The sequence below is a fragment of the Bacillus sp. AF62 genome, assembly GCF_050312695.1.
GTDB classification, from domain to species: Bacteria; Bacillota; Bacilli; order Bacillales; family Bacillaceae_G; genus Bacillus_A; species Bacillus_A cereus.
Genome location: NZ_JBNPJZ010000066.1, coordinates 86,084 through 112,068 on the forward strand (window position 1 = coordinate 86,084; position 25,985 = coordinate 112,068).

Consider the following 25,985-nt stretch of genomic DNA (forward strand, 5'->3'; position numbering starts at 1 on the left):
AAAATTAGGAGCAATTATTTGCTCCTAATTTTCGTATGAAAGGTGAGAGATAGGATGAGTAAGGTGAAATGGTTCATTTCTTTACTGCTTTCGCTCGGGCTACTTGCCGGATGTGAAGAGGCAGCTGTAAAGCCTGAGAAGAAGGTAGAACCGAAGCAAGAAGAGGTAGCGAAACAAGAAGAACAAAAAGATGAAGCGAAGCCGGAAGAAAAAACAGAAGAAAAGCAAGCTGAATCAGAGCAAAAGCAGCAAGAAGAGCAGAAAGAGAAACAAGAACAAAAAGTAGAAGAGAAGCCGAAAGAGGAAAAGCCGCAGGCACAACCAGAGGTAAAGAAAGAAGAGAAACAACAGGAACAACCGAAAGAACAGCCGGCTGTAAATAAGCAACCAGAGCAGCAACAAGCACAAGAAGAGAAACAACAACCGAAAGCACCAGAAGTAAAAGAAGAAGCAAAGGTTGTGAATCAGCCGAAAGAAACACCGAAGCAGGAGCAAAAAGTTGATCCGAATAAAGCGGAGAAAACGATACCGACTCCGGCAGTACCAAAACCTGAACCACCAAAACCAGATCCAGTACCAGTACCGAAACTACAAGCAAAACAAGTAACAATCTCGGTAAAAGGAAATAACGGATATATAATGGGTGCGAAAAAGATGGATGTACAAGAAGGCGATACAGTGTATAAAGTATTGCAACGTACAGGATTAGATGTTGATGCAAGCGGATCTAGAGATAGTATTTATGTAAAAGGTATTAATGATTTATATGAAAAAGATATTGCGGATACTAGTGGATGGAAATATCGTGTGAACGGTGCTTTTCCAAACCATAGTGCTGGTGTAGCTACGGTAAAACCAGGAGATACAATTGAGTGGGTATACGTATTACAATAAGAAAGGCATTCGGTAAAGAGCTATGAAAATAAGTTTTTCTTCTTTACATCCTTTTGTGAATTTTTTCTATTATATCGGGGTGATGATACTATGTATGATGTGTCTTCATCCTCTTTTTTTAATTGGAGCAATAGTATTAATTATTATGTTAAATGTGATGCAAGGAAATAGCGAAAAGATAAGAAAGATGCTACCGAGCACAATTGTTTTCTTTTTTATGGTAATTTTATTTAATTCGTTATTAACGCATAGAGGTCGAACTACGTTATTTTGGTTAGGTGATAGCCGTATTAAGCTTGAGGCGATTATGTTTGGAATAGTAATGGGGTTATTACTAGTTGCAGTTATGTTTACGTTTGCGTCATACAATGATATTATTTCCAGTCATAAATTTTTATATTTGTTTTCAAGAATTTCACCGAAAGTTGCATTGTTAACGATGATTACAGTGAGATTTGTTCCTTTGTTTATAAGGCGATTAAAGAAAATCACACTCGTTCAAAAGACGAAAGGTGTGCAGGTAGATTCAGGTTCGATAATTGAACGCGTCAAAAATGGTATGCAATTGCTGCAAGTATTATTAATTTGTTCATTGGAAGATGCACTGCAAACGGCAGATTCTATGCAAGCTCGTGGATTTGGTGTAACGAAACGTACGACATATATTCGCTATAGAATGGAAAAACGAGATTGGTATACGCTCAGTTATTTAAGTATTCTATTTATAATTGCTATCATATGTAGTACGTATGGCGGAGGAAAGTTAATCATTTATCCGAAAGTCGAATCTATTTTATTTCAGCAATACGATGGGATGATGTTTATCGTATTTACGATGTTTATTAGTTTACCAATTATAATGGAAGGAAGGGAATGGTTATGGTGGCGCATACAGAAATAAATAATTTATCATTTGTATATGCTGATGAAAACGAAAAAGCGTTACAGCATATTTCTCTTTCTGTTCAAAAAGGAGAGTTTATTGCACTTGCTGGCGGATCAGGATCCGGGAAGACGACTTTATTAAAACATTTAAAAAAAGAATTACTTCCAATTGGTAAGCGTACTGGGGATACATATTATGATGGTACTTTATTAGAAAATGTACCTGATTTGTTATCTGCTCAAGAAATTGGTATGGTATTTCAAAATCCAGAAAATCAACTCGTAATGGATACAGTTATTCAAGAATTAGCATTTTCTTTAGAAAATATTGGGTTACCATCACATATTATTCAAAAACGAATAGCAGAGCTCATTAGCTTCTTAGGATTTCAAGATTTATTGCACCAATCTGTTCATACGTTATCTGGCGGACAAAAGCAACTTGTTAATTTAGCTGCGGTATTAGTTATGCAGCCAAAGTTATTATTATTAGATGAACCGACAGCGCAGTTAGATCCAATTGCTGCGAAAGAGTTTTTAGGATTGTTAAAGCGTATTAATGAAGAACTTGGAATTACAATTGTTTTAAGTGAACATCGTTTAGATGAAGTGATACCACTTGCAACGCGCGTGATTTGTATGAATAACGGCCGAATCGTGTATGACGGTAGTCCGAAAGCGGTTGTAGCGAACATGTGGGAAGTAGAAAAGTTCCGTCCATTTATTCCGCAAATTCCAAGATTGTTTTTAGAGTGGAATGCGAAAGATATTCCGTTTACAGTGCGAGAAGCACAAATGAAAATGAATGATTTTTCGGCGATATCATATGTAAATAAGCCAATAGTACAAGGTGAAAAGCAAGAAGTCATTTTAAGTGCCGAGCATATTTCGTTTCAATATGAAAAAAATAGTCCGCTTATTTTACGAGATTTAACTGTATCGATTGAAAAAGGAAAATGGGTAGCTCTCGTTGGAAAGAATGGGACAGGGAAGTCTACACTGTTAACGCTTTTTGCTGGATTGCAAAAAGTGAGAAGAGGGAAAGTAAAGTGGAATGGGAAAGTGATACATAAAATTGATTCGAAAGAACGATTTAAAAGTATTGGGTATGTATCGCAGCATCCATATTATCATTTTACATTTGATACAGTGTGGGATGAGGTGTATGAACGTGCACGTGAATTATACGGAGAACAAGGAAAAGAAATAGCAGAAGATACGCTAAAACAGTTTTGGTTGTATTCGCTTAAAGAACGCCATCCGCATGATTGTAGTGGAGGAGAGCAACAACTTCTTGCATTATGTACAACGTTATTATCAAAGCCAACGCTATTATTACTTGATGAACCGACAAAGGGGTTAGATCCATGGAAGAAAGAAAGAGTAGGAGAACTATTTAGGGAGCTGCAAAAAGAAGGTACAACAATTGTAATGGCAACGCATGACATTGAGTTTGCAGCGAAATACGTGGATCGATGTATGATGTTATTTGATGGAGCAGTCATTATGAATGATGCACCGAAAGAATTTTTTAGTGGTAACTTCTTTTATACAACATCTATTAACCGATTCATTCGAAAAGAATTGCCATATGCATTAACGTGGGAGGATGTGTACGAAGCGTGTCCAAACGATATGTTGCATTCATAATATGTATTTTTGCAGTAATAATAGGCACATTACTCTTTACTACACTTATTATGGACGGTTATTACATGTTAAGTAGTTTGTTTTTATTAGTTGTTATTATGTTACCTTTCTATATCCGTTTTGAAAGGAAGGCGTTTGTTTCACGTGAAATTGTTCTCGTTGCTGTATTAGCGGCAATTGCAGCAGTTAGCCGCGTACCATTTTCTATTTTACCGAGTGTACAACCAACTTCTTTTGTTATTATCGTTTCTGCAATTGTGTTTGGAAGTGAAGCGGGTTTTATGATCGGTGCAACAGCAGCGATTGTGTCTAACATCTTTTTAGGGCAAGGTCCGTGGACGCCGTGGCAAATGTTTTCATGGGGTATGATTGGTTTTATAGCTGGATTATTGCGTAATACATTTTTAATGAAAAAGCTATGGGGAAGACTCCTGTACGGATTGTTTGTTGGATTTTTATTTGGCTGGATTATGAATTTCTGGGGACTTCTCGGTTTTATAAGAGAGGCAACGTGGGAAACAGTCATTTCGTATTACATCGCAAGTTTTTATTTCGATTTGAGCCATGCAATTTCGAATGTTGTCTTCTTACTATTATTTAGTACTTCTTGGATTACGATTCTCACAAGATTTAAAAAGAAATACGGTATATTAGATAAGCATAACATAGCATAGAAAAGCATACTCATATAAGGTAGGGTCGCGACTTACATATTCGTTTGCCTCTTTCATGCTTCTTACATATTGTAAGGAGCATTTTTTATTGTCAAAAAATAGTCCAATATATATCCGTTACTATATAAAATTATTTGTATAATAATAGGTGAGAACTATTTTCAAAAGGGAGGTGTATAGTTAATGAAGTTAGTTATTCCGAAGCAACATGGTGCATGGGCGATGCTTGCTATACCATTTCTATTAAGTGTCATACTTGGAAAACCTACTATATATCACATTCCATTGTTTATAGCTTGGTTCTTTATCTATTTAGCTACGTATCCATTCCTTATGTACATAAAACAAAAACGAAAAAAAGAGTATTTACATGCTTCAATTGTATATTTTATTATTGCGTTCGTATTTGGGATGATTTCTCTATTATATGAATGGCGCATTCTTTTATTCGTAATAGTCATGATTCCACTATTTATAGTAAATATGCATTATGCTCGTCAAAAAAATGAAAGGGCACTATTAAATGATATTTGTGCGATCATTGTGTTTTGTGTTGGTGGGTTAATTAGTTATTATTTTTCAATGAAACAAATCGATCATACAGCATTATTCATTGCACTTATTTCATTCTTATACTTTTTAGGTAGTACGTTTTATGTGAAAACGATGATACGTGAGAAAAATAATCCGAAGTATCGTTTTATATCTTGGGGTTATCATATTCTATTAACAATCATTGTATTTGCAATTAATCCGTGGTGCTCCCTTATTTTTATACCAAGTGTCATTCGAGACATTATATTGTATGGCAAAAAAATTTCTATTATAAAAGTAGGGGTTTTAGAAATTGTGAATTCTGTATATTTTTTAATCATAACGGCAATAATTATGAAGTATGCCATTTGAAAAAACTTCCCACCTTATGATGGGAAGTTTTTTCAATCTTGTTCTAAAATGTGAACGGTGTAATCGCAGCGTTGAATAGCTTGTTCGATCGCATAAAGGGATTGCTCAATACGAGCGCGATTAAAATCTTTTTCAACAGTCTGTAGTGCTTCTTCTAAACAATGTTTTGCTTCTTGTAATGATTGAAAAGAATCTTGTACATATCCGCGAGCATTTTGATGCATTTCATAATCCTCCTTGCATATTCATATATGTATAGTATGAACAGTAAAGAAGAAAATATTATTTGTTATATTTGTTTGACAATTAAAATGAAATTACGTATAGTAAGAATTAAGTGAATATTTTCTTATCCAGAGAGGTGGAGGGACTGGCCCGATGAAACCCAGCAACCGCGATGCAGGTGCTAATTCCAGCAGAACATATTTGTTCTGGGAGATAAGACGAAGATATATACGTAACTTCTTCTTATCGGAGAGGTTTTTTTGTTGCAAAAAAACCGATTACGAAAATTTATCTTAAGAAGAAAGGGGTTGCGCATTGCTGTGACACTCGAAAAATACGTAAAACTGCGTAGTACAGTTTATGAATATATGATAGAGCAAGATAAGCCAATATCATTGTTAGATATTCAAGAACATATCGTTTCGCATCATGAAGGAAAATTCACGAAAAAGATGTTACATCAATTTTATTTATCAAGACTATTAGATGAACTGAAACTGGATGGGAAAATTACATTAGCTGATGAATATCTCTATACTGAAAAAGGGGTATTTTATAAGGCGAGAAAAGGGAGCTAAGCTCTCTTTTTTTTAAAATAACGGAGTATGTAGAGTAAAAGACTGCTTAAGCAGCCTGATACAGGGAATGGTGTTGAGTGTGTAGTGTCAAAAATTGAATGTGCCTGAAAGAGGCAATTCGTATCGGCTGCAAATGAAAAGAGACACCTTCGCCGAATAGGTGTCAGTCGTTTTGCAAAATAGACTTGCTATTTAACAGTTCTTAGAATAACATGCAGGGTTTTGGAAGTCAAAAGGGAATTAAAGGAAGGGGTACAATTATGTACGCTTACTTATTAAAAGATATAACGAAATGGATCCCAAAGTACGTTGTAGATAAGGGAAATGAATATTATGAAGATGGACATGTAGAAGATGTTGAAATACAAGATAACAAAGTGTTTGCTTTCGTTACTGGAAATGCAGGGAATTATGAAGTAGTTATCGATCTCGAAGATTTTTCAAAAAGTAGTTGCGAATGTCCGTATGAAAATTATTGTAAACATATGGCGGCAGTTGTTTATGATATTCAAGGTGCTGGTGAGAGTGCAGTTAAAGAGAAACTGAAAGATTTAGAAAAAGAAGAGTTACTTACTGTATTAAATCGACTGTTGCAAAGTTCGAAAAACGTACAAATTGTAGAGAAGTTATTAAAGAAGGGGTAACTTTAACGATAGAGGGAGTTGTTTTGTAGTGAACGTACTGATTATATACGCTCATCCTAATCCTTCAAGTTTTAACGGGGCAATTTTAGAGCATGTGCAAAAAGGGCTACAGGAAACAAATCATTCGGTTACGTTGCTTGATTTATACAAGGAACAATTTGATCCGGTACTTGTATTCAATGAAGAGAAGAAAAGACGTGATTTAATAAATGAAGAAGAGACAGCGCGGTATAGAAAATTAGTGGAAGAAGCAGATACACTTCTCTTTATATATCCGATATGGTGGTGGGGGATGCCAGCTATTTTAAAAGGTTTTATTGACCGTATTTTCGTAGCTGGATTTGCTTATAAATATGAAGGGGCTCTGCCGAAAGGATTATTGCAAGGGAAAAAAGCGTGGGTTATTAATACGTTAGACTCGCCTCTATGGTACGTCGCATTGTTATATCGATCAGCAGATTGGATTATGATGAAGAGAGGTGTTTTACGTTTTTGTGGCATTCGTGATATAAAACGGTCAGTGTTTCAATCTGTGAAAAGGAGTAAAGTATCAAAGCGCGAAAAATGGTTATTACAAATAGAAGAAAAGGCTCGTACATTATGAATGAAGTCGATCGTATTATAAACTGTTGTCAGTATGATAACGAACTTTTTCGAAAGTATATTACGTGTTTACTTCAATTGAAAAAATGCAGCGATACATTTCAACAAATTCAAATAGAGTTAAGAAATGATTATTTAATAAGAGGAATTTGTGAAAGAGAAGTAGATGAGGTAGTAAGGGGAAGTAAAGAATATGAAACATATTTTCTTCCTAAAGCGTTACAGTGGAATTTTTTGAGGGGACATCCACACTTGATCGGAAAAATTTGCGAAGATTTTTTTGCATTTGAGTCATTACACCTTACATAGTGTGGAAGACAGTTATAAATTGCATGGGAAATAAATGATTTATTATGTAAAAAAGCTAGTATAAAACTAGCTTTTCGTTTAAATGAATAAGAAGCATAGACTAATGATAAAACCCGCATATAGTAAGTTCACAACACAAAATCCCATAATGTCACGAGCACCTAAACCAGCTATCGCTAATGCTGGTAATGCCCAGAAAGGTTGAATTAAATTCGTCCAAGCATCGCCCCACGCAATGGCCATTGCAGTTTTTGCAGCAGGTACACCAAGTTCAGCGCCAGCTGGAATCATAATTGGTGCTTGCACGGCCCATTGACCGCCACCAGATGGAACGAAAATATTAACGATGCCAGCACTTAAAAAAGTAAAGAGCGGGAAAGTTGATTCGTTTGAAATGCTAATAAAGAAATTAGAAATAGCTCCTCCAAGTGAAAGTCCTTCACTATTCGCTCCAATCATCATGCCCATAATTCCTGCGTAAAACGGAAATTGAAGTAAAATGCCAGAGGCACTTTTCGTAGAGTCTGAAAAAGCGCGAATATACTGAATCGGAGTGCGGTGGAAAATAAGTCCAGCAATTAATAACATAAAAATCACGATATCGAGAGTAAGATTAAATCCTTTCGTATAAAAGTAATTGAAAATATAAATGAGACCTAACAATCCAACGCAAAGTGTAATAATGATGCTATTTTCCATTTTTTCAGCGAATGTATTTTTTTCTACTTCTTGAGCAGCAGCTTCTTCATGGAACACGCTAGGATCTACAGTTATCGTATGTTTTTCATCTGGATGCATCGCTTTATTAATGAGAGGCATCGTAACGAGAAAAATAATAACTGGAACGAGAGCGTATGGTGAGAATAACGTTTCTGTTATCGGAATCGCCTCTTTAATACTTCCAGCAGTCGTTTTAATTAACGTTTCGCCGCCTGTTGCTAACGTAAGAGGGATAGAGGCAGAAAGACCGGCATGCCAAATGAGAAATCCAGAGTAAGAAGAGGCAATTGCTAGTCTATAATCTAATCCTTCTAATTGTCTTGCTACTTCTTTTGCGTATAAAACAGATACAACAATTCCAAAGCCCCAGTTTATGTATGCACCAAGTAAACTTACAATGGAAATGGCAATAATACCTTGTCCATTCGTTTTCGGTAGTCTGGCAGCTTTCGTTAATCCTTTTTTAATAAGAGGAGCATTTGCTAAAGCAGATCCAGTCACGAGTACAAGTGCCATTTGCATAGAAAAGGCGAGGAGTCCCCAAATTCCATTACCCCAGTGATTAATCATTTCTACAGGTGTTTGGTGAGTCGCAAACATACCAAAGCAGATAACGAAAACAGTTAGTAAACATGATAAAATAAACGGTTCTGGCAAGAAGCGTTGCACTAAGGCGACGCAACCATTTGTAAAGGAACGAAACAAAATAGATCAACCTCCTTATGCATATGTATTACAATTATTCGAGGTTGTTTAGGAGATAACCTTCAATAAAAAGAAAATTCAGATATTTACAGGGTGGTAATTTATTGATAGGTTGATATAGAGCCTTGTATCAGATTCTGCTTTTAATATACTAGAAGAAAACGGTTGGGAATGGGGTAGCACTTATAGGGATAGTATAGAGAAAGGTTACTAGCTGGCTTCAAAGCAACTGTTGCAAAGGGAGAGGAGATTCAATACAATAGTGTTGCATTACATGAGAAATATGTTTTAGCACAAATCTAGCTAAAAATGTTTATACAAATACATTTAAAATTGATGGGGGAATTATGATCAAAAGTTTTTATCTTTTAAAGCCTAAAATGTTTACGGCAGATATATATTATAAAGTCTTTATTACAGGTGACTGTATATATTTTATAAAGATTGGCGGACAGTTTCATAGCCGACATGCTTATAAAAAACAATTACCTGGTATTTCAGAGCTATTGTTTTTGTTTCGGTTCAAAAAAATTGAGAAAAAACAATTAAACTTAGAAACTGAAATAGATGCAAAAATACATACTGGCGATGTACATGAACTCTTGCAATTAAAGAATAACTTTTCAATTGAAATAAATATAATTGAAGAGGTACTATTAAATAAACGAGGAACGTTTCATACAGGTTTTAATGATAATGGAACGATTTCCTTCATGTTAAAAAATGGTCAAAAAATAAAGTTCATCATCCCGGAAGAAACTTTATTTTTATCTATAGAAGAAATTTTCGACCAATATGAACAGATAATCTTTGTAAGGGAAGTGTTTTAAAGGAAACGATTAATTTATTATCTTTTTAATAAAGTGATAGAAAGCTTCATTAAAAAGATGAAGCTTTTTACTTATAAAAGATAACAAAAGTAATACATTCATTACTACATTTGTGTGTGAATTCAAGAAAAATTAAACCACCTAGCCCCTAAAGAGAATATAGGAAGCAGATGGTTTAGGTGTTTTGAGAGGTATCCTGTTTTCAGTATTTAGTTCAAATTATTGATTTGCATTTTTATATCGAGTAAATTTAAGTTTCTGGAATAATTGTAATAGCGACAGTCCGAACCGGAGTCTCTATTTCGTCGTCTTTACTTTGGCTATTGTAGTATTTAATCATTAATTCGTTAAGTTCGTTTTGAAATTTTCCAAAGTGTTCTTCATCTAGCTTTAATTCTACTACAGAAAAAGTAGCAGTATCTTCTTGACTGTTTTGTTCCTCTAATTTCTTAAGGTAACTTTGATATTGTGTCATAAGTGATAACTGATAATAGGAAATGTAGTTTAACTTTTCATCATCAGATAATCCTTTCCATTCACTTCCTTCAATTTTTGCATCTTCTTCATTGATTGCGTAATATTTTTCAGAAACAGATTTCACCTTTTTTTCTTTAATTACATGGACGATACCAGAATCAACCATAGTTTGTAGCTGTCTATATAGTGTGGCTTGTGGTACATTTTTAATGATTTTTACCATTTCTAATGGTGTTAGCCCATCTTCCTTATTTCTCATTAACACTTGGCAAATTTTCATTCTTACCGGATGCATTAAAATTTCAACTTTATTACTCATTCGCTCACCTTATTTATTATGTATTTTTATTCTCATTATAAATAATGAGAATAAAGTTTGCAATTCATTCGTTTATGTTTTATCATTATCAATAATGAGAATGAATTTAGGGAGGAATGACAATAATGCAACTACATTATGGATTGAATGATCTTAAAGACATTGATATTATGGCTTTTCTACCCATTATATTACCAGTTATTGCAGTGGGAGCACTTTTAGTTTTAATTGCATTCATTGATTTATATCGACATAGGAAAACAAGAAAAAATGTACTTGTATGGACGTTAATTATTCTTTTCGTTAATATATTGGGACCTATCTTGTACTTTGTTATAGGGAGAAAGGACCGTGAGAAATTATGAAATTAGAGATTAAAAATGTAACAAAATCATTTAAAGGAAAAATTGCTGTGAATAATTTCTCGATGGAACTGCAAGCGGGGGAATGCGTCGGATTAATTGGACCAAACGGAGCAGGGAAATCCACATTAATAAAAGTAATTTCGGATATTACTAATCCAACTGCTGGTGAAGTTTTATTGAATGGGATAAAAATATCAAAAATGAAAAGTGAAATTGGTTATTTACCTCAATATCCTAATTTTTTTCATTGGATGACAGCGAGAGAAACGCTTACGTTTATGGGCCAACTTTCGGGGTTGAAAAAAGAAGAATTGTCAAAGTCGATTCCAAAAATGTTGGAGAAAGTTGGACTAAAGGAAGAAGAAAATGCAAAGGTTAGTACATTTTCTGGTGGAATGAAACAACGACTTGGTATTGCACAAGCATTATTGCATAAACCTTCGCTTATTGTCATGGATGAACCAGTATCCGCATTAGATCCGATCGGCCGGCGGGAAGTATTGAATCTGATTAAAGAAATAAAAAAAGATACAACCATTTTATTATCAACCCACATCTTAAGCGATGCAGAAGAAATCTGTGAACGATTTGTCATTATAAAAGATGGAACAAAAATAGAAGACACAACGATTACGGAGCTTTACACCGTAATCGTGAAAATAAATTAATTATTGAAATAACAGCTAAAGATCAAAATTGGATTGAAGTTGTAAAGAAATTACCGTATGTGAAGAATGTAGAAGTGGTTGGGCTTAAAATCAAAGTGAAGGTTGAAAGTATCGAAATAAACAAAAATATGTTACTGCAAAATGCACTCGAACATAAAGTGGACATCGTTAAATTTAAAATGAGCAACGATACTTTAGAAGAAATTTTCTTGAAATTGGTGGTGTAAAAATGAATAACTCAATGGTATTGATAAAAAAAGAATATGTTCAAATGTTGCGTGATTTTAAGATTATTTGGCTACCAATTGTTTTTATATTTTTAGGTGCAACACAGCCGATAGTAACTCATTATTTGCCATCAATTCTAGAAGCGTTAGGTGGAGGTCAGGGAATTACAATTGATCTGAGTATGGCAGCGCAAAAAGGGGGCGAAGTATTAGCGAGTACTTTAGGATCCCAGTTTGATCAGCTTGGACTTATGATTCTAGTGATTTCTATGATGGGTGCAATTCAAACAGATAAAGCTAATGGTATGTTGGCCTTTATTTTAACAAGGCCCGTTACTGTTACTTCATATGTAGGTGGGAAAATAGTTTCAAACTATTTAATGGTAGCGTTTAGTGTAACAATTGGATACGTAGCTTCTTATCTATATGTAAATTTTCTTTTTACTGCCGTTCCATTTGCACACCTAATTACTGGATTACTATTTTATCTAATTTGGGTTCTTTTTATCGTATCTTTCACAACAATGATAAGTGCTATTTTTCACAGTCAAGGTATTATTGCATTAATTTCAATTGTTTTCCTTTTAGCCTGCAGAGTAATCGTCGGTTTGAATCCAATAATGGATCAGCTTAATCCAGCCGGTATGAGTAAGTATGCAATGGAAACGTTAGTCACGGGGGAAGTAAATTCAAACGCAATAATTAATGGATTACTAACTATAGTGTGGATTTTATTGACACTCTTCGTAACGTATTATTGGATTGCTAATAAAAAGTTTCATTATGAATAACCGTGATGAGGGTAGTGGTTTCAAATAAAACACCGAAATAAGAAAAAGCTTCCACTACTGTGGAAGCTTTTCTAAATGATGTGCAATATCAATATACATATTTGAGTAAACCGAATGTATTTCATTACTTGGCGTTGCGTTAGAAGAAAAATGAACGATCACCATATTTGTTTTCGGATCGATGTAAAGTGTTTGTCCGTAACTACCTAACACTTCGAAAGCACCTTGTTCATTGTGCGGAATCCACCATTGATTATGATAAGAAATGGAAGCTCCAGGGGCAATTGCAAGTTCACCTTCTTGGACATTTTTTATATCTTCAGTAATAGAAGAAGGGAGAATTTGTTTTCCGTTATATTCCCCGTTGTTTAATAGTAATTGCCCGAATCTCGCCATATCTCTAGCAGTTGCATTTAAGCCAGCGCTTGCTTGTTCTACTTTTGTTTCATCTGTAACGTAATACGCGTTTTCTTCCATACCAATTTGAGACCAAATTCGTTCGCTTACATTTTCAGCTAGTAATTTACCAGTAATAGTTCTAATAATCCAAGCGAGCGTTTCTGTTGATCCGTTATTGTAAGAAAAGGAAGAACCAGGCGGTGCAGTTTCTTCGGCTTCTCGTAACATATCATAAATTTTCATCGGACCGCCGTAATTTTTGCCGCGGGGTAAAATATTGCTAGCTAAATATAATTGTGCATCTTGATTTTCTAGCCCAGGCTGCTCATATCCGTGGGTCGGGTATTCTGCTGAAACTTGCATGTCCATTAATTGCTGAAGTGTCGCTTTTCCGAACGGTGTGTTTTTTAGTTCTTTTATGTAAGTGTCAGCTGTTTTTTCTAAGTCAATACGTTTTTCTTCAGAGAGAGATTGTATAATTGCCCCAGTAAAGACTTTTGCTAATGATGCCATACCATGAGGTTCATTCTGTTTATACCTATTGAAATATCGTTCGTAAACAAGTTGTCCATTATGTACAACGACAAAAGCATCCGTTTTGTTATCATCTAAAAGTTTTTTTAGAGGAGTTGTATTTCCGAATCTACGCTCCACGGCAAAATCGTCTAAGTTTTGCAATGCGGAAGGGAAGTGAGCAATTTGGTCAGGATTGTTTTTTACGTCATTAACTAAAGTGAATTCTTTCATGTGTGTGTACGACCAACGTAAGTAAGGGTCATTTAACCAGTTTTCTTTTGTCACATTATGTTTTGATGGGGTCGTTTTATTTTGTTTGAAGTAAGTAAACCCAAGCCCTGTAATTACAAATATGAATGTTAGTATAAGTAAGAGTAGGGGAGATTTTTTTAGTTTCATATATGGCCCTCCTTTTTATTTCTACTATAAGTATACGCTCGTCTTGAAAGAAATACAAAATAAGGAAAGTAAACGGGGAAGTTTACTTTCCTTATTAACGTTAAGCGGAAATTTTTCCGTCTGTAGGTTGTTTCTTGAATTTTTGTTTTCGTCCGTGTAATCCATAATATAAAAGTAAAGTGAACGCAACGATAATAGCTGCGATAAAATACATATTATGATAACTGGATTTCGCTGCGACAATACCTAAAATGAAAGAACCAAAACCAATACCACTATCAAAGAATGAGAAATACGTAGCTGTCGCAGAACCACGTCTATGGTTTGGAGCGGCAGAAATCGCAATCGTTTGGAAACTCGGAATTAATGTTCCGTAACCTAAACCGATTAGCATACCTGCGCCAAGGAACCAAAATGAAGTTTGTGCTTGGCTTAATATGAACATTCCGATTGTGAAAATAATGATAGCAGGGTAAACGAGTACATTTTCACCGAAGCGATCAAAAATCTTTCCTGTAAATGGACGAGAAATGACAACGACAAGTGCATATACAATGAAGAAATAACTTGCAATTTCACTTAAACCGAGTTCTTTCGCATAAATAGGAATAAAGGATAAAATACCACTATAAGAAAAGGCTAAAACAAATCCTGTAAGTGCAATCGGAATAGAAGATGGTTCGATTAAGTCTTTCCATTTCATTTTTTCACGTTTTTGTTTGCTAACAGGTGCTTCGTGCGGAATATCTACAAGTAGTCCTAATAAAAATGCAAGTAATGAAAATACGGAACAAACGATAAATAACACAGTAAACGAAAAATGAGAAATAATTGTTAAACCTAAAAAAGGACCAATTACCATCGGCAGACTCATAAATACGCCGAAATATGCAAGTGCTTCGCCTCGTCGATGAGCTGGCGCAACATCAGTTACAATCGTACCAGTGGCTGTCGTTGCCATCCCGAACCCAATACCGTGTAAGAAGCGAAGGGCAAGTAATAAGAATAAACTTTGCGCACCGAAATACATAACAGTAGCGGCTAAAAATAATGAAAGTGAAATAAATAATATTTTCTTTCTTCCTAAATCATCGAGCCATTTTCCTGTGAATGGTCTACATAAAACAGAAGAAATAAGAAACACAGTTGCAACTAAACCAATTTCCTCAGGTTTTCCTTTTAGGCCGTCTATTACATAGACAGGCAGAGTAGTCATAAGCATGTAAAATGTTAAGAAGAGAAATAGACTACTAAAACAAGTTCCGAGGAAATCCTTCGTCCAAAGTTTCTCACTTTGCATCGTCATCCCTCCAATTTAATCTAAATTTTTAATAATTTGTTGTAACACTTGAAATGCTTGATGTAAATCATTTTCATTAATACCTTCTAGCGTTTTTTCTTCGAAAGTATCAACTTCTTCTTGCCATACTGGAATCATCTTTATCGCTGTTTCGGATAAAGAAATGAGCTTCTCGCGGCGATCTTTACCTTCTGTACGAATAATCCATCCCATCGTTTCCATACGTGTTAACGTACGAGTCATCGTTGGTGATTCAACATTTAAATACTGGCACAATTCTGTTTGCGTACAAGAACCAGTTTGATTAATGCGGAAAATAACAGCCCATTGCGCACTAAATAACCCTGTTGGAGATACACGTTCATTAAATTTCTTCGTAAACTTTCGAGAAGTCTGGCTGACGATGTGAAAAAAATGTTGTTTTTCGTCCATGTATTTTGATCCTTTCAAATTAGTTACCTAGCTAACTATATACTTTTTTATAATAATTGTCTAGTAATAGACATGTTGATTTATGTAAAAAATTCTTATAGGTTTTATGTTGCGAACGTATATTCTGCGTGCTATTCTTTAATTAAGTAAAGAATTTTCTTTCTATTAAATAGAATGGGGGAACTTGTGATGATTAAGCCTGCAACAATGGAGTTTGTTTCACTATCGAACGGAGAAACGATTGCATATCAGGAAGTTGGAAGGCGAAATACAGATATTCTTGTACTCATTCACGGGAACATGACATCGTCACAACATTGGGATTTAGTTATTGAAAAGTTGCAAGATCCATACCATATTTACGCTCTTGATTTAAGAGGGTTTGGACAATCAACGTATAATCAGTCAATAGATTCATTACAAGACTTTGCAGACGATGTAAAATTATTTATCGACGAGTTAAAGCTAGAGAAATTCTCATTAATGGGCTGGTCAATGGGCGGTGGCGTTGCGATGCAATTTACAGCGAATCACCCAACTTTTGTAGAAAAGTTAATTTTAGTAGAATCAGTAGGAATGAAAGGATACCCAATCTTTAAAAAAGATACGAATGGGCAGCCGATTGTATCAAGTTTAGTAAAGACGAAAGAAGAAATTGCGCAAGATCCAGTACAAATCGCTCCAGTATTAGACGCGATAAAAAATATGAACAAACTATATTACCGTACAGTATGGAATCTATTAATATATACACATAATCAACCTGAACCGGACCGTTATGAAAAGTATTTAGATGATATGTTAACGCAACGTAATTTCGTAGATGTGAATTATGCGCTCATTACATTTAATATTTCAGATGAACATAATGGGGTTGTAGAGGGAAGTAAGCAAATTCATCATATTAAAGCGCCGACACTCGTCATACAAGGTGATAGAGATTATGTCGTACCGCAAGTAGTCGGTGAGGAATTAGCGAAACATTTGCCAAATGCAGAGTTGAAGGTATTAGAAGATTGCGGACACTCACCGTTTATTGATTGTTTAGATGTATTTATAAAACATGTAGAGGATTGGTTAGAATAGAAATAATCCCCGAAATGAAAGGTATTGCATATACTATAACATTGTAGGTAAAAGGGGAGATTATCAATGCATCATCCGTTCTTAATTGTGCATTCTCCATATAATCATCATGTGTATACAAAAATGATGATAGCTCCGCTGTATATGCAAGTTTCACCAGTTGTAGTTCCGTTACAAATACAACAGCCACCAATTGTTCATTCGCATCATTATTTATATGAAACTGCTTTTTATAAACATCCATATTTCAAGCAATTTCATAACAACGTGAAAGCGCAAGTTTGGGAAGGATAGGAAGCTAAAAGGTTCATTCTTTTAGCTTCTTTTTTATTATGAATATTCGTACACGCATTTGCAGAAACAGTTTATAATGAAAAGTGGAAAGCGTGAGAAGGAGAGGGAAAGGGATGTCAATGCGTTTTACATTTTGGATTATGGTTGGGATTGTAGCAATTTCTGGTTTATCACAAGGAATGCTCTTACCTGCCATTGCAATGATTTTTGAACAAGAAGGGGTTAGTTCAAGTATTAACGGTATTCATGCGACGGCATTGTACATCGGGATATTAGTTATTTCGCCGTTTCTTGAAAAACCGATGCAAAGGTTTGGAATGAAGCCAATTATTGTTATAGGTGGGTTTCTCGTTATTATTTCATTATTCTTTTTTACACAAACATTTTCATTTTGGGTATGGTTTATCCTTAGATTTCTAGTTGGAGTCGGAGATCATATGCTTCATGTCGGAACACAAACATGGATTACGACAACATCGGACCCAAGTAAAATAGGGAGACAAGTATCGATATACGGTGTATTCTTCGGAATTGGTTTTGCCGTTGGTCCGTATTTAGCAAGCACTGTACAGTACGGTCTTGCAACACCATTTATTATATCTACTATACTTTGTCTAATAGGTTGGCTGTTACTATTACCAACAAAAAATGCATTCCCAGCGCAAGATGAAAGAGAAGTGAAGAGTGAATCATCATTTTCTCGTTATAAACAAGTTGTTGGATTAGGATGGATTGCACTGCTGGGACCACTTGCATATGGCGTACTTGAAGCAATGTTAAACAGTAACTTACCAGTATACGCACTTCGTAAAGGATGGTCTGTTTCAGATGTATCCTTCTTGTTACCAGCATTTGCAGTTGGGGGTATTATTACACAAATTCCGCTCGGTATATTGAGTGATAAATACGGAAGGGACCGTATATTAACGTGGACGTTTAGCATAAGTACGGGCATTTTTCTACTTGCCGCCGTATTTGATCAATATTACTGGATCGTCTTTGCCTGCATGCTTTTAGCGGGTATGGTTATTGGATCGTGTTTCTCTTTAGGGCTTGGATTTATGACTGATTTATTACCGAGACACTTACTACCGGCAGGTAATATATTATCCGGAATCGCTTTTAGTTTAGGAAGTATTATGGGGCCTGTATTAGGCGGCGTATTTATAGAAAAAATACAGTATACAAGCTTTTTTATTGCGGTTATGATTATAATGGGAATTCTAGCAATGTTATATATGGTCTACATGAAGAATCAATTCGCATCAAGAAAAATAGAAAGTAGGTTAGGGCATGACAAAACAACCTAATAAAAAGAAATTTGAAGTACTAGAAAATGAAACAATTACAGACTGCTTAGCACGTATGGAACAAGAAGGCTACGCTCCGTCTCGTCGTATGGAAGAGCCGATCTTTCATGAAGTAAAGAAAGACGGCAAAACAGTAGTTGAGCCGTGCGGTAGGAAGATTGTTTTTGAAGGGAAATTGAAGTAATCCAATAACAAATTCTCTTTATCGTATAGAGCCATCCAATAGCTGGGTGGCTTGTTTTTTTATTAATCAGTGAAGGAAGGAATTAATTAAAATGAATCTCCCTTTCATTTCTCCTAATTGGCTTCTTTATATGGGGCAAAAGATTGCTACTTTTTTTGTATATTGGTAAAATAAGTTCTTGGGTCTTACTTATTGTTATCGGTATAATGTTTGTCGCTTAACGTAAAGAAATTAGTTACAATGATTCCATAATATTTAAAGGGGGTACAGCAACGATCCCCTCTTTTTGGAGCCACTCACAAACGTAAAGCAAGAGAAGAGGCTATATGAACTATTCTTCTATCTTGTTTAGATTAAACGAGTTACTGCAATTGGAACAGGTATATGAAACTAGTCGACATCCTGATGGATCATGTTTTTCTAGCAATCTATCAATTCTGATGGAATTGATAGATTGCTAGAGAATGGAAAATGATTATCTGTATATTCCGAAGCAGATGTAACAGAGTGTCCTTCCATAATTAAGGGTAAAACCAAAATACGTTGTTTTAAAGAATGATTTGTTAGAACTGGTTATAAGTAATAAAACAGAAAAGAGGATCACATGTTAGATACTTTACAGAGAAGTAAAAAGTTTTTTTTATTATGTCTTATTTTTTTAGTGCTTTTAACTGCTTGTGGTAATACAGATGTTAAGACATCTAAAGCTTCATTACCACCGGCTGAATCTAATATAGATACATCATTAAAAGCACCAAATTGGGTAGAGAAGAGTCCTATCCAACAGTCTCCTAATTTTACGGAAGATAAAAAAGTAAAATCGGTTGTGAATTTAATAGCAACGGGTGATAATTTATATCATGACGCAGTAATTAAAGATGGCAAACAAAAAGACGGTTCATATGATTATAACTATATTTATGAAAATATCAAAAAAGCTGTTAAATCAAGTGATCTTGCTATCGTGAACCAGGAGACTCCAATTGCAGGAAATAATCTAAAAGTACAGGGATATCCGACTTTCAATACACCTGAAGAAGTAGGCCAATCTTTAGTGGACACTGGATTCAATATAGTGACTCAAGCGACAAATCATGCTATGGATATGGGTATTAAAGGTGTTGCGAATACAAGAGAATACTGGAAGAAATATCCGGATGTTATCCCGGTAGGTATTAATGAGAGTCAAAACGAGCGTAATGAAATAAAAACGATTACAAAAAATGGTATTCGTTTTGCGTTACTAAATTATACATATGGTACGAATGGAATTAAAATTCCAGCTGATAAGTCTTGGGCTTTAAATTTAATTGATAAAAAAGCGATACAAAATGATGTGGAAAAGGCAAAGAGTAACTCTGATATGGTCATTGTTATGGTGCATTGGGGAGTAGAATATACCTCAACACCTTCAAAGCAACAAAAAGAAGTTGCTCAATATTTAACAGATTTAGGTGTAGATGTAGTAATTGGAAATCATCCACATGTAATTCAACCAATTGAGTGGAAACAAAATAAAGATGGGCATGAAACGCTAATTTATTATTCTCTTGGAAATCTTATTTCTGCGCAAGAAAAATTAGAAACATTGGTTGGAGGATTATCTTATGTACAATTTGTTAAGTATGAAGATAAAACTTTTGGTATACGACAAGCGGCAATCGTACCGACAGTAACCGACTACGCTGATGGTAAGAAACAATTTAAAATTCAATTTTTAAAAGATTATTCGGATGAAAATTCTAAAAAACATGGAATTAAAAAATTTGTCGGCCCGGTTTCTTTGAAGGATTTCAAGGAGATTCCTAGAGACGTGTTGGGAAATTGGTATAAAGACTAATAAACAAAAAGGGAATGAGATACAATTAAAAAATTTATAATTTTAGCATTGGTATTGGCAATGGGATGGAGTCTTGCTGCTTGTAGTGGAAAGCAAACATCTCAGGAAACTACTAATAATAACGATAAAAATAAAAATGAAATACATGCGAAGAAAAAAGATGTTTTACCTATCTCTGATGTTAATGATTGGAGAATTATCCTTGTAAATAGAGAGCATATGTTATCAAAGGAACTAGGAATTGAATTAACAAGTATCACCCAAAATGCGAAGCCAAATATGAAAATAGATAGTAGAATTGCAACTTCCTATCAGGATATGGTAGCAGCTGCAAAAAAAGAGGGAATCAATCTTTATTTAAGATCAGGTTATCGAGCTATAAAATTACAACAAACGTATTATGATGCTTCAGTTAAAAGCTATAAATCTCAAGGTTTGTCGGATAAAGAGGCTAGTGCTAAGGCATTGGAATATCTTCAGTATCCTGGTGCAAGTGAACATCATACTGGATTAGCGTTAGACATTATTTCAGTTGAATGGCAGAATACTGTAGAAGATTTAAATGCAAAATTTGAAACTACCGATGCATTCAAATGGTTAGATAAGAATGCTGCAGAATATGGATTTATTCTCCGCTATCCAAAAGATAAAGAGAATATTACTGGCATTAAGTATGAGCCATGGCACTATCGTTATGTAGGGAAAGAAGTTGCTGTTTATCTAAAAGAAAAAGGGTTAACTTTAGAAGAATATAACGAAAAAATTAAGTCTGGTAAGTAAAAATACACTTTGATTCTATTAAAAAGTCAGATTTGGAGGGTGTGTTAATCTTCCTCCTAGAATTGCGAAAACTGTGTATGATAATGTAAGCACGTATGAACCGGTTATCGTGTGAAACGATGTATGTATCAAGAAGTTACATTTATAAAAGAAGCAATGAAAAAGGATCTGATATTCATATCAGATCCTTTTTCATTCGCAACATAGAATACTTACTTAACTAAGACTTAAAGACTGCTTGCTTTTCAGGTACTACAATAGTAACCTCGCTTTTTATTTTGGATGTTCGTTTTTCTTAGCTTGATAGACATGTGGAAGTAGTTCAAACAATGCGATTAGCAGTGTTTTTTGTTAGCATGATTTGTGCACTGGCTGTTTACTATTGCTTTCAGTTCAACAATAAAGAATTCTGCAATAGATGACAGAACGTATATTTGGTATAATGGAAATATACTACTTAAAATAATGCACATGAGTTATAAAATTTATGTAAAGAGGTAAGGACTACATAACAATAACTAAATGTAAAAGTTCTAGTACATATAGGGTTCAGTTCATGTTAAGCAAATTCGTTATGAGAAAGGAAAAGATGTAATGAATCAAATTTCATTTGAAGATTTATTTGAAGACGAAAAAGAAAATAAACAAGAAAAGGTAGAGGTAGCCGAGATACCTGCACTTTTATCAGCATTGCAAAAAGATATATTGGAATTAATGGATTCTGAAGAAATAAGTGCATTGGAGCTATGCGAACAGTTAATACGATCTGGTAAAATATCAGACGAAAGATTTACAACGAATAAGCCAAAAGCATATGGACAAGTATGCTTAGCGTTGGAAGGCTTTGTTATAGAAGGAACGCTTACTTTTGTTAAAAATGATGAGAAAAGAGATAGGGTGTATAAAGTGAAAGAAGAATTTTCTAACATATAAGATGTACAGAGGAAAATGAATGATTTTCAGGAAGGTAGTTCATTTTCTACTTCTACATTAAAAAAGGTGCCAATCTTTCTTGATTGACACCTTTTTTAATAATCTAACATCTAACGTATTTACGTTTGAAACCAATTCTTCCTCTATCGACTTCTTTCTGAATACTTTCGGAAGCATTTAACAAACTGCTTTTTTTATTGTCACGTTTTACTTCAACTATACCAACTTCTTTTGCAGTCTCGACTGCTTTTTCGTGTAGTGGCACATATGAAATTGCTACAGTATTTATAAAATTATTCATAGCAGATTTTGTTCGTTCTGGCGCAGCATGAATTGTATTTTTTACAATTTCAAGCATATCGGAAATTTTGCTTTCGGCAAATTCATTGTCTTTGCGATTTCCTAAAAGCCAGCAGTAGCAACTCCAGCCCGCTGACATTCGTAGCTCATCCCCACTTGCAATCCATTTATCAGCAACGTCTTGGGCGATAGTTGACTCCGATAAAGTTACTGCTACCACATAATGAGATAGCATATAAAAATATGCCCCATCCATCCAGCGATAAAAATCAGACTCATTCATAGCTTTTGGATCTGCAATAATGCCTGCAAAGTACATAGCATCGTAGTTACCTGTAGCATAAAGTTCCTCAGCTAACTCTTGATTTACTTTTATTTTCTTAGCGATTGGTTTCATAGCACCTGTAGCTACGCCAAAAACCGGCTCGTGTGCACCGTTAGAGATGTATGTTTTTTTCGTTCTTTCCTTACCAAGGGCTTCAAGCTCTTGCATGACTGTTTTAAAATCCATAGCTGTGCACTTCCTTAATATAAGTAATCATCTAGTTTATATATTTTCAATTCTAATACTAATCGTATGTGAGTAGGATGTCTACTTTCTATAATATTCCCGTATTAATTTTGAAAGCCTAGCTATTCATACTTATGAGGATACTATATTAATGTAAAGGGAGGGACAATACGGATGTAAATAATATTTTATCTTTGGCTCTTTCTCTGTATTATCATGTTATTTTATAATAAGGAAATAAATAGCATTTTAAATTAAGTATGTGAGGTTAGTTATAAATGATAAAGAAATTTACTAGAGTAGTATTAACTATGGTTATACCAATCAGTCTTATTACAGGTTGTGGAGCTGCTGAAAAAGCTGAAACACAAAAGCCGAAAGTGGTACAAACGGAGAAAAAGGACTATATGGATTACTCATATGGTAGCAAAGGTATACTAGTAAGCGGAAAAGCGAAAGAACGGCAACAATACGAGATTGGATATATAGATGATAACAAGTTAATTGGGATTGATGAAAATATTGAAGACTGCATTATTTTAGATAATAAAGATGAAGCAGGCCTCATTTGGAAACAAATAGAGCGTGGATCTATCATTGAAGTGCAATACGGTAAGGATCGCAATGATATTGTAGGCGTGCAATTCGTAGGAGATCGTGAGCCATACGAAATTAGTGATAAGTTTGATCGAAATACGATATACGAAATTGTCGGACAAGTTAAAGGTAATTTGTAATAGTATATAATGTGAAAGAAATAGCATTTACTATAGCTATTAAAGTGTGGATTGTTGAAAATGCTTTTGACGGTATTGGTAATTAGTTGTAAAATAATTTTTGTTGACGGATTTTGTAAAAAATATGTTAGATGAAATTCATTTGTAGGGATGACATATAAATATTTTCTTAACGGGCATAAAATAATATAATTTAAATATATAAATAAAATATATTAGAAGTACATAGTAGATTTGTATTTTTAAAATTAATGTGACAACAAAAGGAGGTTGAGATATATACACGGCGAGAATGTGTATATATCTATTTATAATAATGAATAAGACAATCAAACAACAAGTAATCGCACTATCAACAAGTCTAGTGATTTTAGGGAGTGTACCTTTATCAGCATCAGCAGAAGAGATAAACAGATCTCAAACTGATCAACTAAATATTGCTGAAGGAGAACATGGAACGAGCGGATTAAATTATTCTAATTTCAAGTTGGAAGTTCCTGATCATATACAAATTAACGAAGCAGAAGTATCTGAAAATGAAAAAATTCTTTTAGAAGAATATAAGCATAAACATGATGAAACAGAAGAATTAAACAAAATGCAAGATGCTAAGAAGGGACAAGTAGCAGAAAAGGAAGCTATTTCAAACATTGAAAAGGCATTTGAATCTGTAGATGGTCGAAATGATGGATCTGATCGTCAAATGAAACCTGTTGCAAAGCCAAGAGGTATTCAATATAGTGCACAGAGTACGAAGAAATATGGAACACTTGCAGGAGTTCCATTTGTGGAGTCGATTGTTCCAGCAGGAAATCCTGATATTCGTCCTGCAAATCCGATGAAAGCACGTTACATTACAATTCATGAGACCGCAAATACAGCCGCTGGTGCTAATGCTGAAAATCATGCGAAATATTTATACAAGCAAGCAACTGAAGGCACTTTCCGAACAGCTTCATGGCATTTTACTGTAGATGATAAACAAATTTATCAACACTTACCAACAAACGAAAATGGTTGGCATGCAGGAGATGGAGATGGTTCAGGAAACAGGGAGTCTATCGGTATCGAGATTGCGGTTAACCAAGACGGTGATTACAATAAAGCGTTAGAAAATGCAAAACGACTTGCAGGTTATTTAATGAACAAAGAAGGAATTGGTGCAGATCGTATTTACAAGCATCAACAATGGAGCGGGAAAAAATGTCCTGACATTTTAATTTCACGTGGTAATTGGGCTGGTTTCGTGCAAGGAATTCAGTGGTATGCAAATATAAATGCACAGATTGATACGCCTTTACAAGATAAAAATGACTCATTTAATCCAAATGAAAATAATCCAGCTGAACCTAGCATGGAACTAGTGGTAAATGGTAGTGGCATCAATGTACGTAGTGATGCGGGTATTGAACATCGTGTTGTACGTAAAGCTTCAAACGGAGATCGTTACAAAGTATTAGCGGTTAAAAATGGTTGGTATAAAGTAGGTAATGGAGAATGGATTTTCTATGACCCAAGTTGGATTAAAATTAACTACAATGTACCAAAGGAAGAAGTACAAAAACCAAAAGATGATATTACAGGTGGCTGGTTTGAAGGGCGTATTCGTAAATTAAACAGTCTAGGTATTATGCAAGGCGAAGGCAATGGTGTATTTGCGCCATATCGAAATGTAACGAGAGCGGAGTTTGCGAAATTAATCTCGAATGCTCTTAAACTACCAGAGGGAAATAAGTCATTTGTAGATATTAATGAGGCACATCCATCACTTCATGACGGTATTAAACGTTGTGCAAGTGCAGGAATTATTAATGGTCGTGGTGAAGAGATTTTTGATCCTAACTCACCAATTACTCGTGAAGAAGTATCTATTATGATTGACAAAGCATTACGATACAAAGGAATTACAGGTGAGTTAGTAGCATTACCATTTACAGATAAGCATTTAATAACATACAAAGAATCGGTTCAACGATTATACAGCTTAAAGGTAGTTAATGGTATTGGAAATAATGAGTTTGATCCCCGAGGTACAGCAACTCGTGGTCAGGCAGCTGCCTTTATTGTGAAGATGTTAGATTCAATGCAAAAATAAAATAAAATAAAACTTTAATCAGTGGGGCCACTCGCGTTGCAATCGAGCAGTTTATTCACCGAATTTTGAAATGAGAGTTTTACTGCCTGCAAATAGCAGAATAAATTGTATGTAGAAGCTGACATTGGTAGAAGTAAAAAATAAGAAGAATTTGAAAGGAGCTATCCAAAATAATAATTTGGAATAGCTCCTATTTAGTAGGAAGAACAAATTGTATTTCATAGATTGTAATGCAGAATGCCCTTCCAAGCCCCTCATAAGCCCCTACCAAGTAATAAATCACTAAGAAAAAACAAAAATAAAAACAAAAACAAAAACAACTACAAGAACAAAACAAGCACGAAAAAATGAAACCGGCGTTGTAGTAGTAAAAAAAATTGTAATTCGAATGCCAAAACC

General features: G+C 34.6%; 27 protein-coding genes, 2 pseudogenes and 1 riboswitch. Of the genes and pseudogenes, 22 read left to right on the forward strand and 7 right to left on the reverse strand.

Going from position 1 to position 25,985, the window contains the following annotated elements:
* Positions 1-54 precede the first annotated feature (54 nt).
* The 5 genes from ACQRBL_RS15940 to ACQRBL_RS15960 all read left to right on the forward strand — a co-directional run bounded on the left by ACQRBL_RS15940 (position 55) and on the right by ACQRBL_RS15960 (position 5,009).
* Positions 55-894: a DUF4430 domain-containing protein gene (locus ACQRBL_RS15940; protein ID WP_411995913.1), complete on the forward strand. Its 840-nt coding sequence runs from the start codon at positions 55-57 to the stop codon at positions 892-894.
* A gap of 22 nt (positions 895-916) precedes the next feature.
* On the forward strand, positions 917-1,795 hold the full coding sequence (locus tag ACQRBL_RS15945; RefSeq protein ID WP_097987340.1) for an energy-coupling factor transporter transmembrane component T: 879 nt from the start codon (positions 917-919) through the stop codon (positions 1,793-1,795).
* Positions 1,768-3,429, forward strand: coding sequence for an ABC transporter ATP-binding protein (locus ACQRBL_RS15950; protein ID WP_120460011.1), 1,662 nt, complete (start codon positions 1,768-1,770; stop codon positions 3,427-3,429). Before ACQRBL_RS15945 ends, ACQRBL_RS15950 begins: the two co-directional genes overlap by 28 nt.
* Positions 3,402-4,103, forward strand: a complete 702-nt coding sequence (locus tag ACQRBL_RS15955; protein ID WP_023522507.1) for an ECF transporter S component — start codon at positions 3,402-3,404, stop codon at positions 4,101-4,103. The genes ACQRBL_RS15950 and ACQRBL_RS15955 overlap by 28 nt, the downstream gene beginning before the upstream one ends.
* Positions 4,104-4,286: 183 nt before the next feature.
* Positions 4,287-5,009 carry a YwiC-like family protein gene (locus ACQRBL_RS15960; RefSeq protein ID WP_411995914.1) on the forward strand — a complete coding sequence of 241 codons (723 nt, stop codon included), beginning with the start codon at positions 4,287-4,289 and terminating at the stop codon, positions 5,007-5,009.
* A gap of 32 nt (positions 5,010-5,041) precedes the next feature.
* Here the strand turns inward: ACQRBL_RS15960 and ACQRBL_RS15965 are convergent, their stop codons facing one another.
* Complete coding sequence (locus ACQRBL_RS15965) at positions 5,042-5,233, reverse strand: hypothetical protein (protein ID WP_000554029.1); 192 nt, start codon at positions 5,231-5,233, stop codon at positions 5,042-5,044.
* Positions 5,234-5,355: 122 nt separating this feature from the next.
* Positions 5,356-5,454: riboswitch (SAM riboswitch) on the forward strand.
* 40 nt (positions 5,455-5,494) lie between these two features.
* Here ACQRBL_RS15965 and ACQRBL_RS15970 point away from each other — a divergent pair.
* The 4 genes and pseudogenes from ACQRBL_RS15970 (at position 5,495) to ACQRBL_RS15985 (ending at position 7,406) form a co-directional block, all read left to right on the forward strand.
* On the forward strand, positions 5,495-5,812 hold the full coding sequence (locus ACQRBL_RS15970) for a hypothetical protein (RefSeq protein ID WP_002094089.1): 318 nt from the start codon (positions 5,495-5,497) through the stop codon (positions 5,810-5,812).
* 260 nt (positions 5,813-6,072) lie between these two features.
* A complete protein-coding gene (locus tag ACQRBL_RS15975; RefSeq protein WP_088020600.1) occupies positions 6,073-6,456 on the forward strand; it encodes an SWIM zinc finger family protein in 384 nt (127 codons plus the stop codon).
* A gap of 28 nt (positions 6,457-6,484) precedes the next feature.
* A complete protein-coding gene (locus ACQRBL_RS15980; RefSeq protein ID WP_078993945.1) occupies positions 6,485-7,060 on the forward strand; it encodes an NAD(P)H-dependent oxidoreductase in 576 nt (191 codons plus the stop codon).
* Positions 7,057-7,406: pseudogene (locus ACQRBL_RS15985) on the forward strand (group-specific protein). Before ACQRBL_RS15980 ends, ACQRBL_RS15985 begins: the two are co-directional and overlap by 4 nt.
* A 40-nt stretch (positions 7,407-7,446) precedes the next feature.
* On the opposite strand, the gene ACQRBL_RS15990 reads toward ACQRBL_RS15985, so the two are convergent.
* Positions 7,447-8,793: a short-chain fatty acid transporter gene (locus ACQRBL_RS15990; RefSeq protein ID WP_097987342.1), complete on the reverse strand. Its 1,347-nt coding sequence runs from the start codon at positions 8,791-8,793 to the stop codon at positions 7,447-7,449.
* 347 nt (positions 8,794-9,140) lie between these two features.
* On the opposite strand from ACQRBL_RS15990, the gene ACQRBL_RS15995 reads away from it, so the two are divergent.
* A complete protein-coding gene (locus ACQRBL_RS15995) occupies positions 9,141-9,623 on the forward strand; it encodes a hypothetical protein (protein WP_411995915.1) in 483 nt (160 codons plus the stop codon).
* A gap of 250 nt (positions 9,624-9,873) precedes the next feature.
* On the opposite strand, the gene ACQRBL_RS16000 is transcribed toward ACQRBL_RS15995, so the two are convergent.
* Entirely contained in the window at positions 9,874-10,419 is a 546-nt protein-coding gene (locus tag ACQRBL_RS16000) for a transcriptional regulator (RefSeq protein WP_097987343.1), read from the reverse strand.
* Positions 10,420-10,544: 125 nt separating this feature from the next.
* Here ACQRBL_RS16000 and ACQRBL_RS16005 point away from each other — a divergent pair, with 125 nt between their 5' ends.
* From ACQRBL_RS16005 to ACQRBL_RS16015, 3 genes and pseudogenes are all read left to right on the forward strand, one after another.
* On the forward strand, positions 10,545-10,784 hold the full coding sequence (locus tag ACQRBL_RS16005; protein ID WP_097920496.1) for a PLD nuclease N-terminal domain-containing protein: 240 nt from the start codon (positions 10,545-10,547) through the stop codon (positions 10,782-10,784).
* Positions 10,781-11,679, forward strand: a pseudogene (locus ACQRBL_RS16010) (ATP-binding cassette domain-containing protein). Before ACQRBL_RS16005 ends, ACQRBL_RS16010 begins: the two are co-directional and overlap by 4 nt.
* 2 nt (positions 11,680-11,681) lie before the next feature.
* The gene (locus ACQRBL_RS16015) at positions 11,682-12,470 is read left to right on the forward strand and encodes an ABC transporter permease subunit (protein ID WP_023522499.1); all 789 of its coding nucleotides are present in this window, start codon (positions 11,682-11,684) and stop codon (positions 12,468-12,470) included.
* A 54-nt stretch (positions 12,471-12,524) separates the two neighbouring features.
* Here ACQRBL_RS16015 and ACQRBL_RS16020 read toward each other — a convergent pair whose 3' ends face one another.
* From ACQRBL_RS16020 to ACQRBL_RS16030, 3 genes are all read right to left on the reverse strand, one after another.
* Positions 12,525-13,784 carry a serine hydrolase domain-containing protein gene (locus tag ACQRBL_RS16020; RefSeq protein ID WP_411995916.1) on the reverse strand — a complete coding sequence of 420 codons (1,260 nt, stop codon included), beginning with the start codon at positions 13,782-13,784 and terminating at the stop codon, positions 12,525-12,527.
* Between the two features lie 100 nt (positions 13,785-13,884).
* The gene (locus ACQRBL_RS16025) at positions 13,885-15,084 is read right to left on the reverse strand and encodes an MFS transporter (protein ID WP_001190320.1); all 1,200 of its coding nucleotides are present in this window, start codon (positions 15,082-15,084) and stop codon (positions 13,885-13,887) included.
* A 15-nt stretch (positions 15,085-15,099) separates the two neighbouring features.
* A complete protein-coding gene (locus ACQRBL_RS16030) occupies positions 15,100-15,516 on the reverse strand; it encodes a MarR family winged helix-turn-helix transcriptional regulator (RefSeq protein ID WP_023522497.1) in 417 nt (138 codons plus the stop codon).
* Positions 15,517-15,705: 189 nt separating this feature from the next.
* Here ACQRBL_RS16030 and ACQRBL_RS16035 point away from each other — a divergent pair, with 189 nt between their 5' ends.
* From ACQRBL_RS16035 to ACQRBL_RS16065, 7 genes are all read left to right on the forward strand, one after another.
* Positions 15,706-16,602 carry an intracellular short-chain-length polyhydroxyalkanoate depolymerase gene (locus tag ACQRBL_RS16035; RefSeq protein WP_411995917.1) on the forward strand — a complete coding sequence of 299 codons (897 nt, stop codon included), beginning with the start codon at positions 15,706-15,708 and terminating at the stop codon, positions 16,600-16,602.
* A 66-nt stretch (positions 16,603-16,668) separates the two neighbouring features.
* Complete coding sequence (locus ACQRBL_RS16040; RefSeq protein ID WP_023522495.1) at positions 16,669-16,896, forward strand: hypothetical protein; 228 nt, start codon at positions 16,669-16,671, stop codon at positions 16,894-16,896.
* Between the two features lie 113 nt (positions 16,897-17,009).
* Positions 17,010-18,206 carry an MFS transporter gene (locus tag ACQRBL_RS16045; RefSeq protein WP_000062798.1) on the forward strand — a complete coding sequence of 399 codons (1,197 nt, stop codon included), beginning with the start codon at positions 17,010-17,012 and terminating at the stop codon, positions 18,204-18,206.
* Positions 18,190-18,390 carry an NETI motif-containing protein gene (locus ACQRBL_RS16050; protein WP_000166303.1) on the forward strand — a complete coding sequence of 67 codons (201 nt, stop codon included), beginning with the start codon at positions 18,190-18,192 and terminating at the stop codon, positions 18,388-18,390. Before ACQRBL_RS16045 ends, ACQRBL_RS16050 begins: the two co-directional genes overlap by 17 nt.
* Positions 18,391-18,994: 604 nt before the next feature.
* Positions 18,995-20,230, forward strand: a complete 1,236-nt coding sequence (locus ACQRBL_RS16055) for a CapA family protein (protein WP_023522494.1) — start codon at positions 18,995-18,997, stop codon at positions 20,228-20,230.
* Between the two features lie 48 nt (positions 20,231-20,278).
* Positions 20,279-21,010 carry a M15 family metallopeptidase gene (locus ACQRBL_RS16060; RefSeq protein ID WP_080672401.1) on the forward strand — a complete coding sequence of 244 codons (732 nt, stop codon included), beginning with the start codon at positions 20,279-20,281 and terminating at the stop codon, positions 21,008-21,010.
* A 594-nt stretch (positions 21,011-21,604) separates the two neighbouring features.
* Positions 21,605-21,943, forward strand: a complete 339-nt coding sequence (locus ACQRBL_RS16065; RefSeq protein WP_023522492.1) for a DUF3895 domain-containing protein — start codon at positions 21,605-21,607, stop codon at positions 21,941-21,943.
* Positions 21,944-22,046: 103 nt separating this feature from the next.
* Here the strand turns inward: ACQRBL_RS16065 and ACQRBL_RS16070 are convergent, their stop codons facing one another.
* On the reverse strand, positions 22,047-22,754 hold the full coding sequence (locus ACQRBL_RS16070) for a DNA alkylation repair protein (protein ID WP_411995918.1): 708 nt from the start codon (positions 22,752-22,754) through the stop codon (positions 22,047-22,049).
* A gap of 278 nt (positions 22,755-23,032) precedes the next feature.
* Here ACQRBL_RS16070 and ACQRBL_RS16075 point away from each other — a divergent pair, with 278 nt between their 5' ends.
* Complete coding sequence (locus ACQRBL_RS16075) at positions 23,033-23,491, forward strand: hypothetical protein (protein ID WP_023522490.1); 459 nt, start codon at positions 23,033-23,035, stop codon at positions 23,489-23,491.
* Positions 23,492-23,807: 316 nt separating this feature from the next.
* A complete protein-coding gene (locus ACQRBL_RS16080) occupies positions 23,808-25,586 on the forward strand; it encodes an S-layer homology domain-containing protein (RefSeq protein WP_411995919.1) in 1,779 nt (592 codons plus the stop codon).
* Positions 25,587-25,985 lie beyond the last annotated feature (399 nt).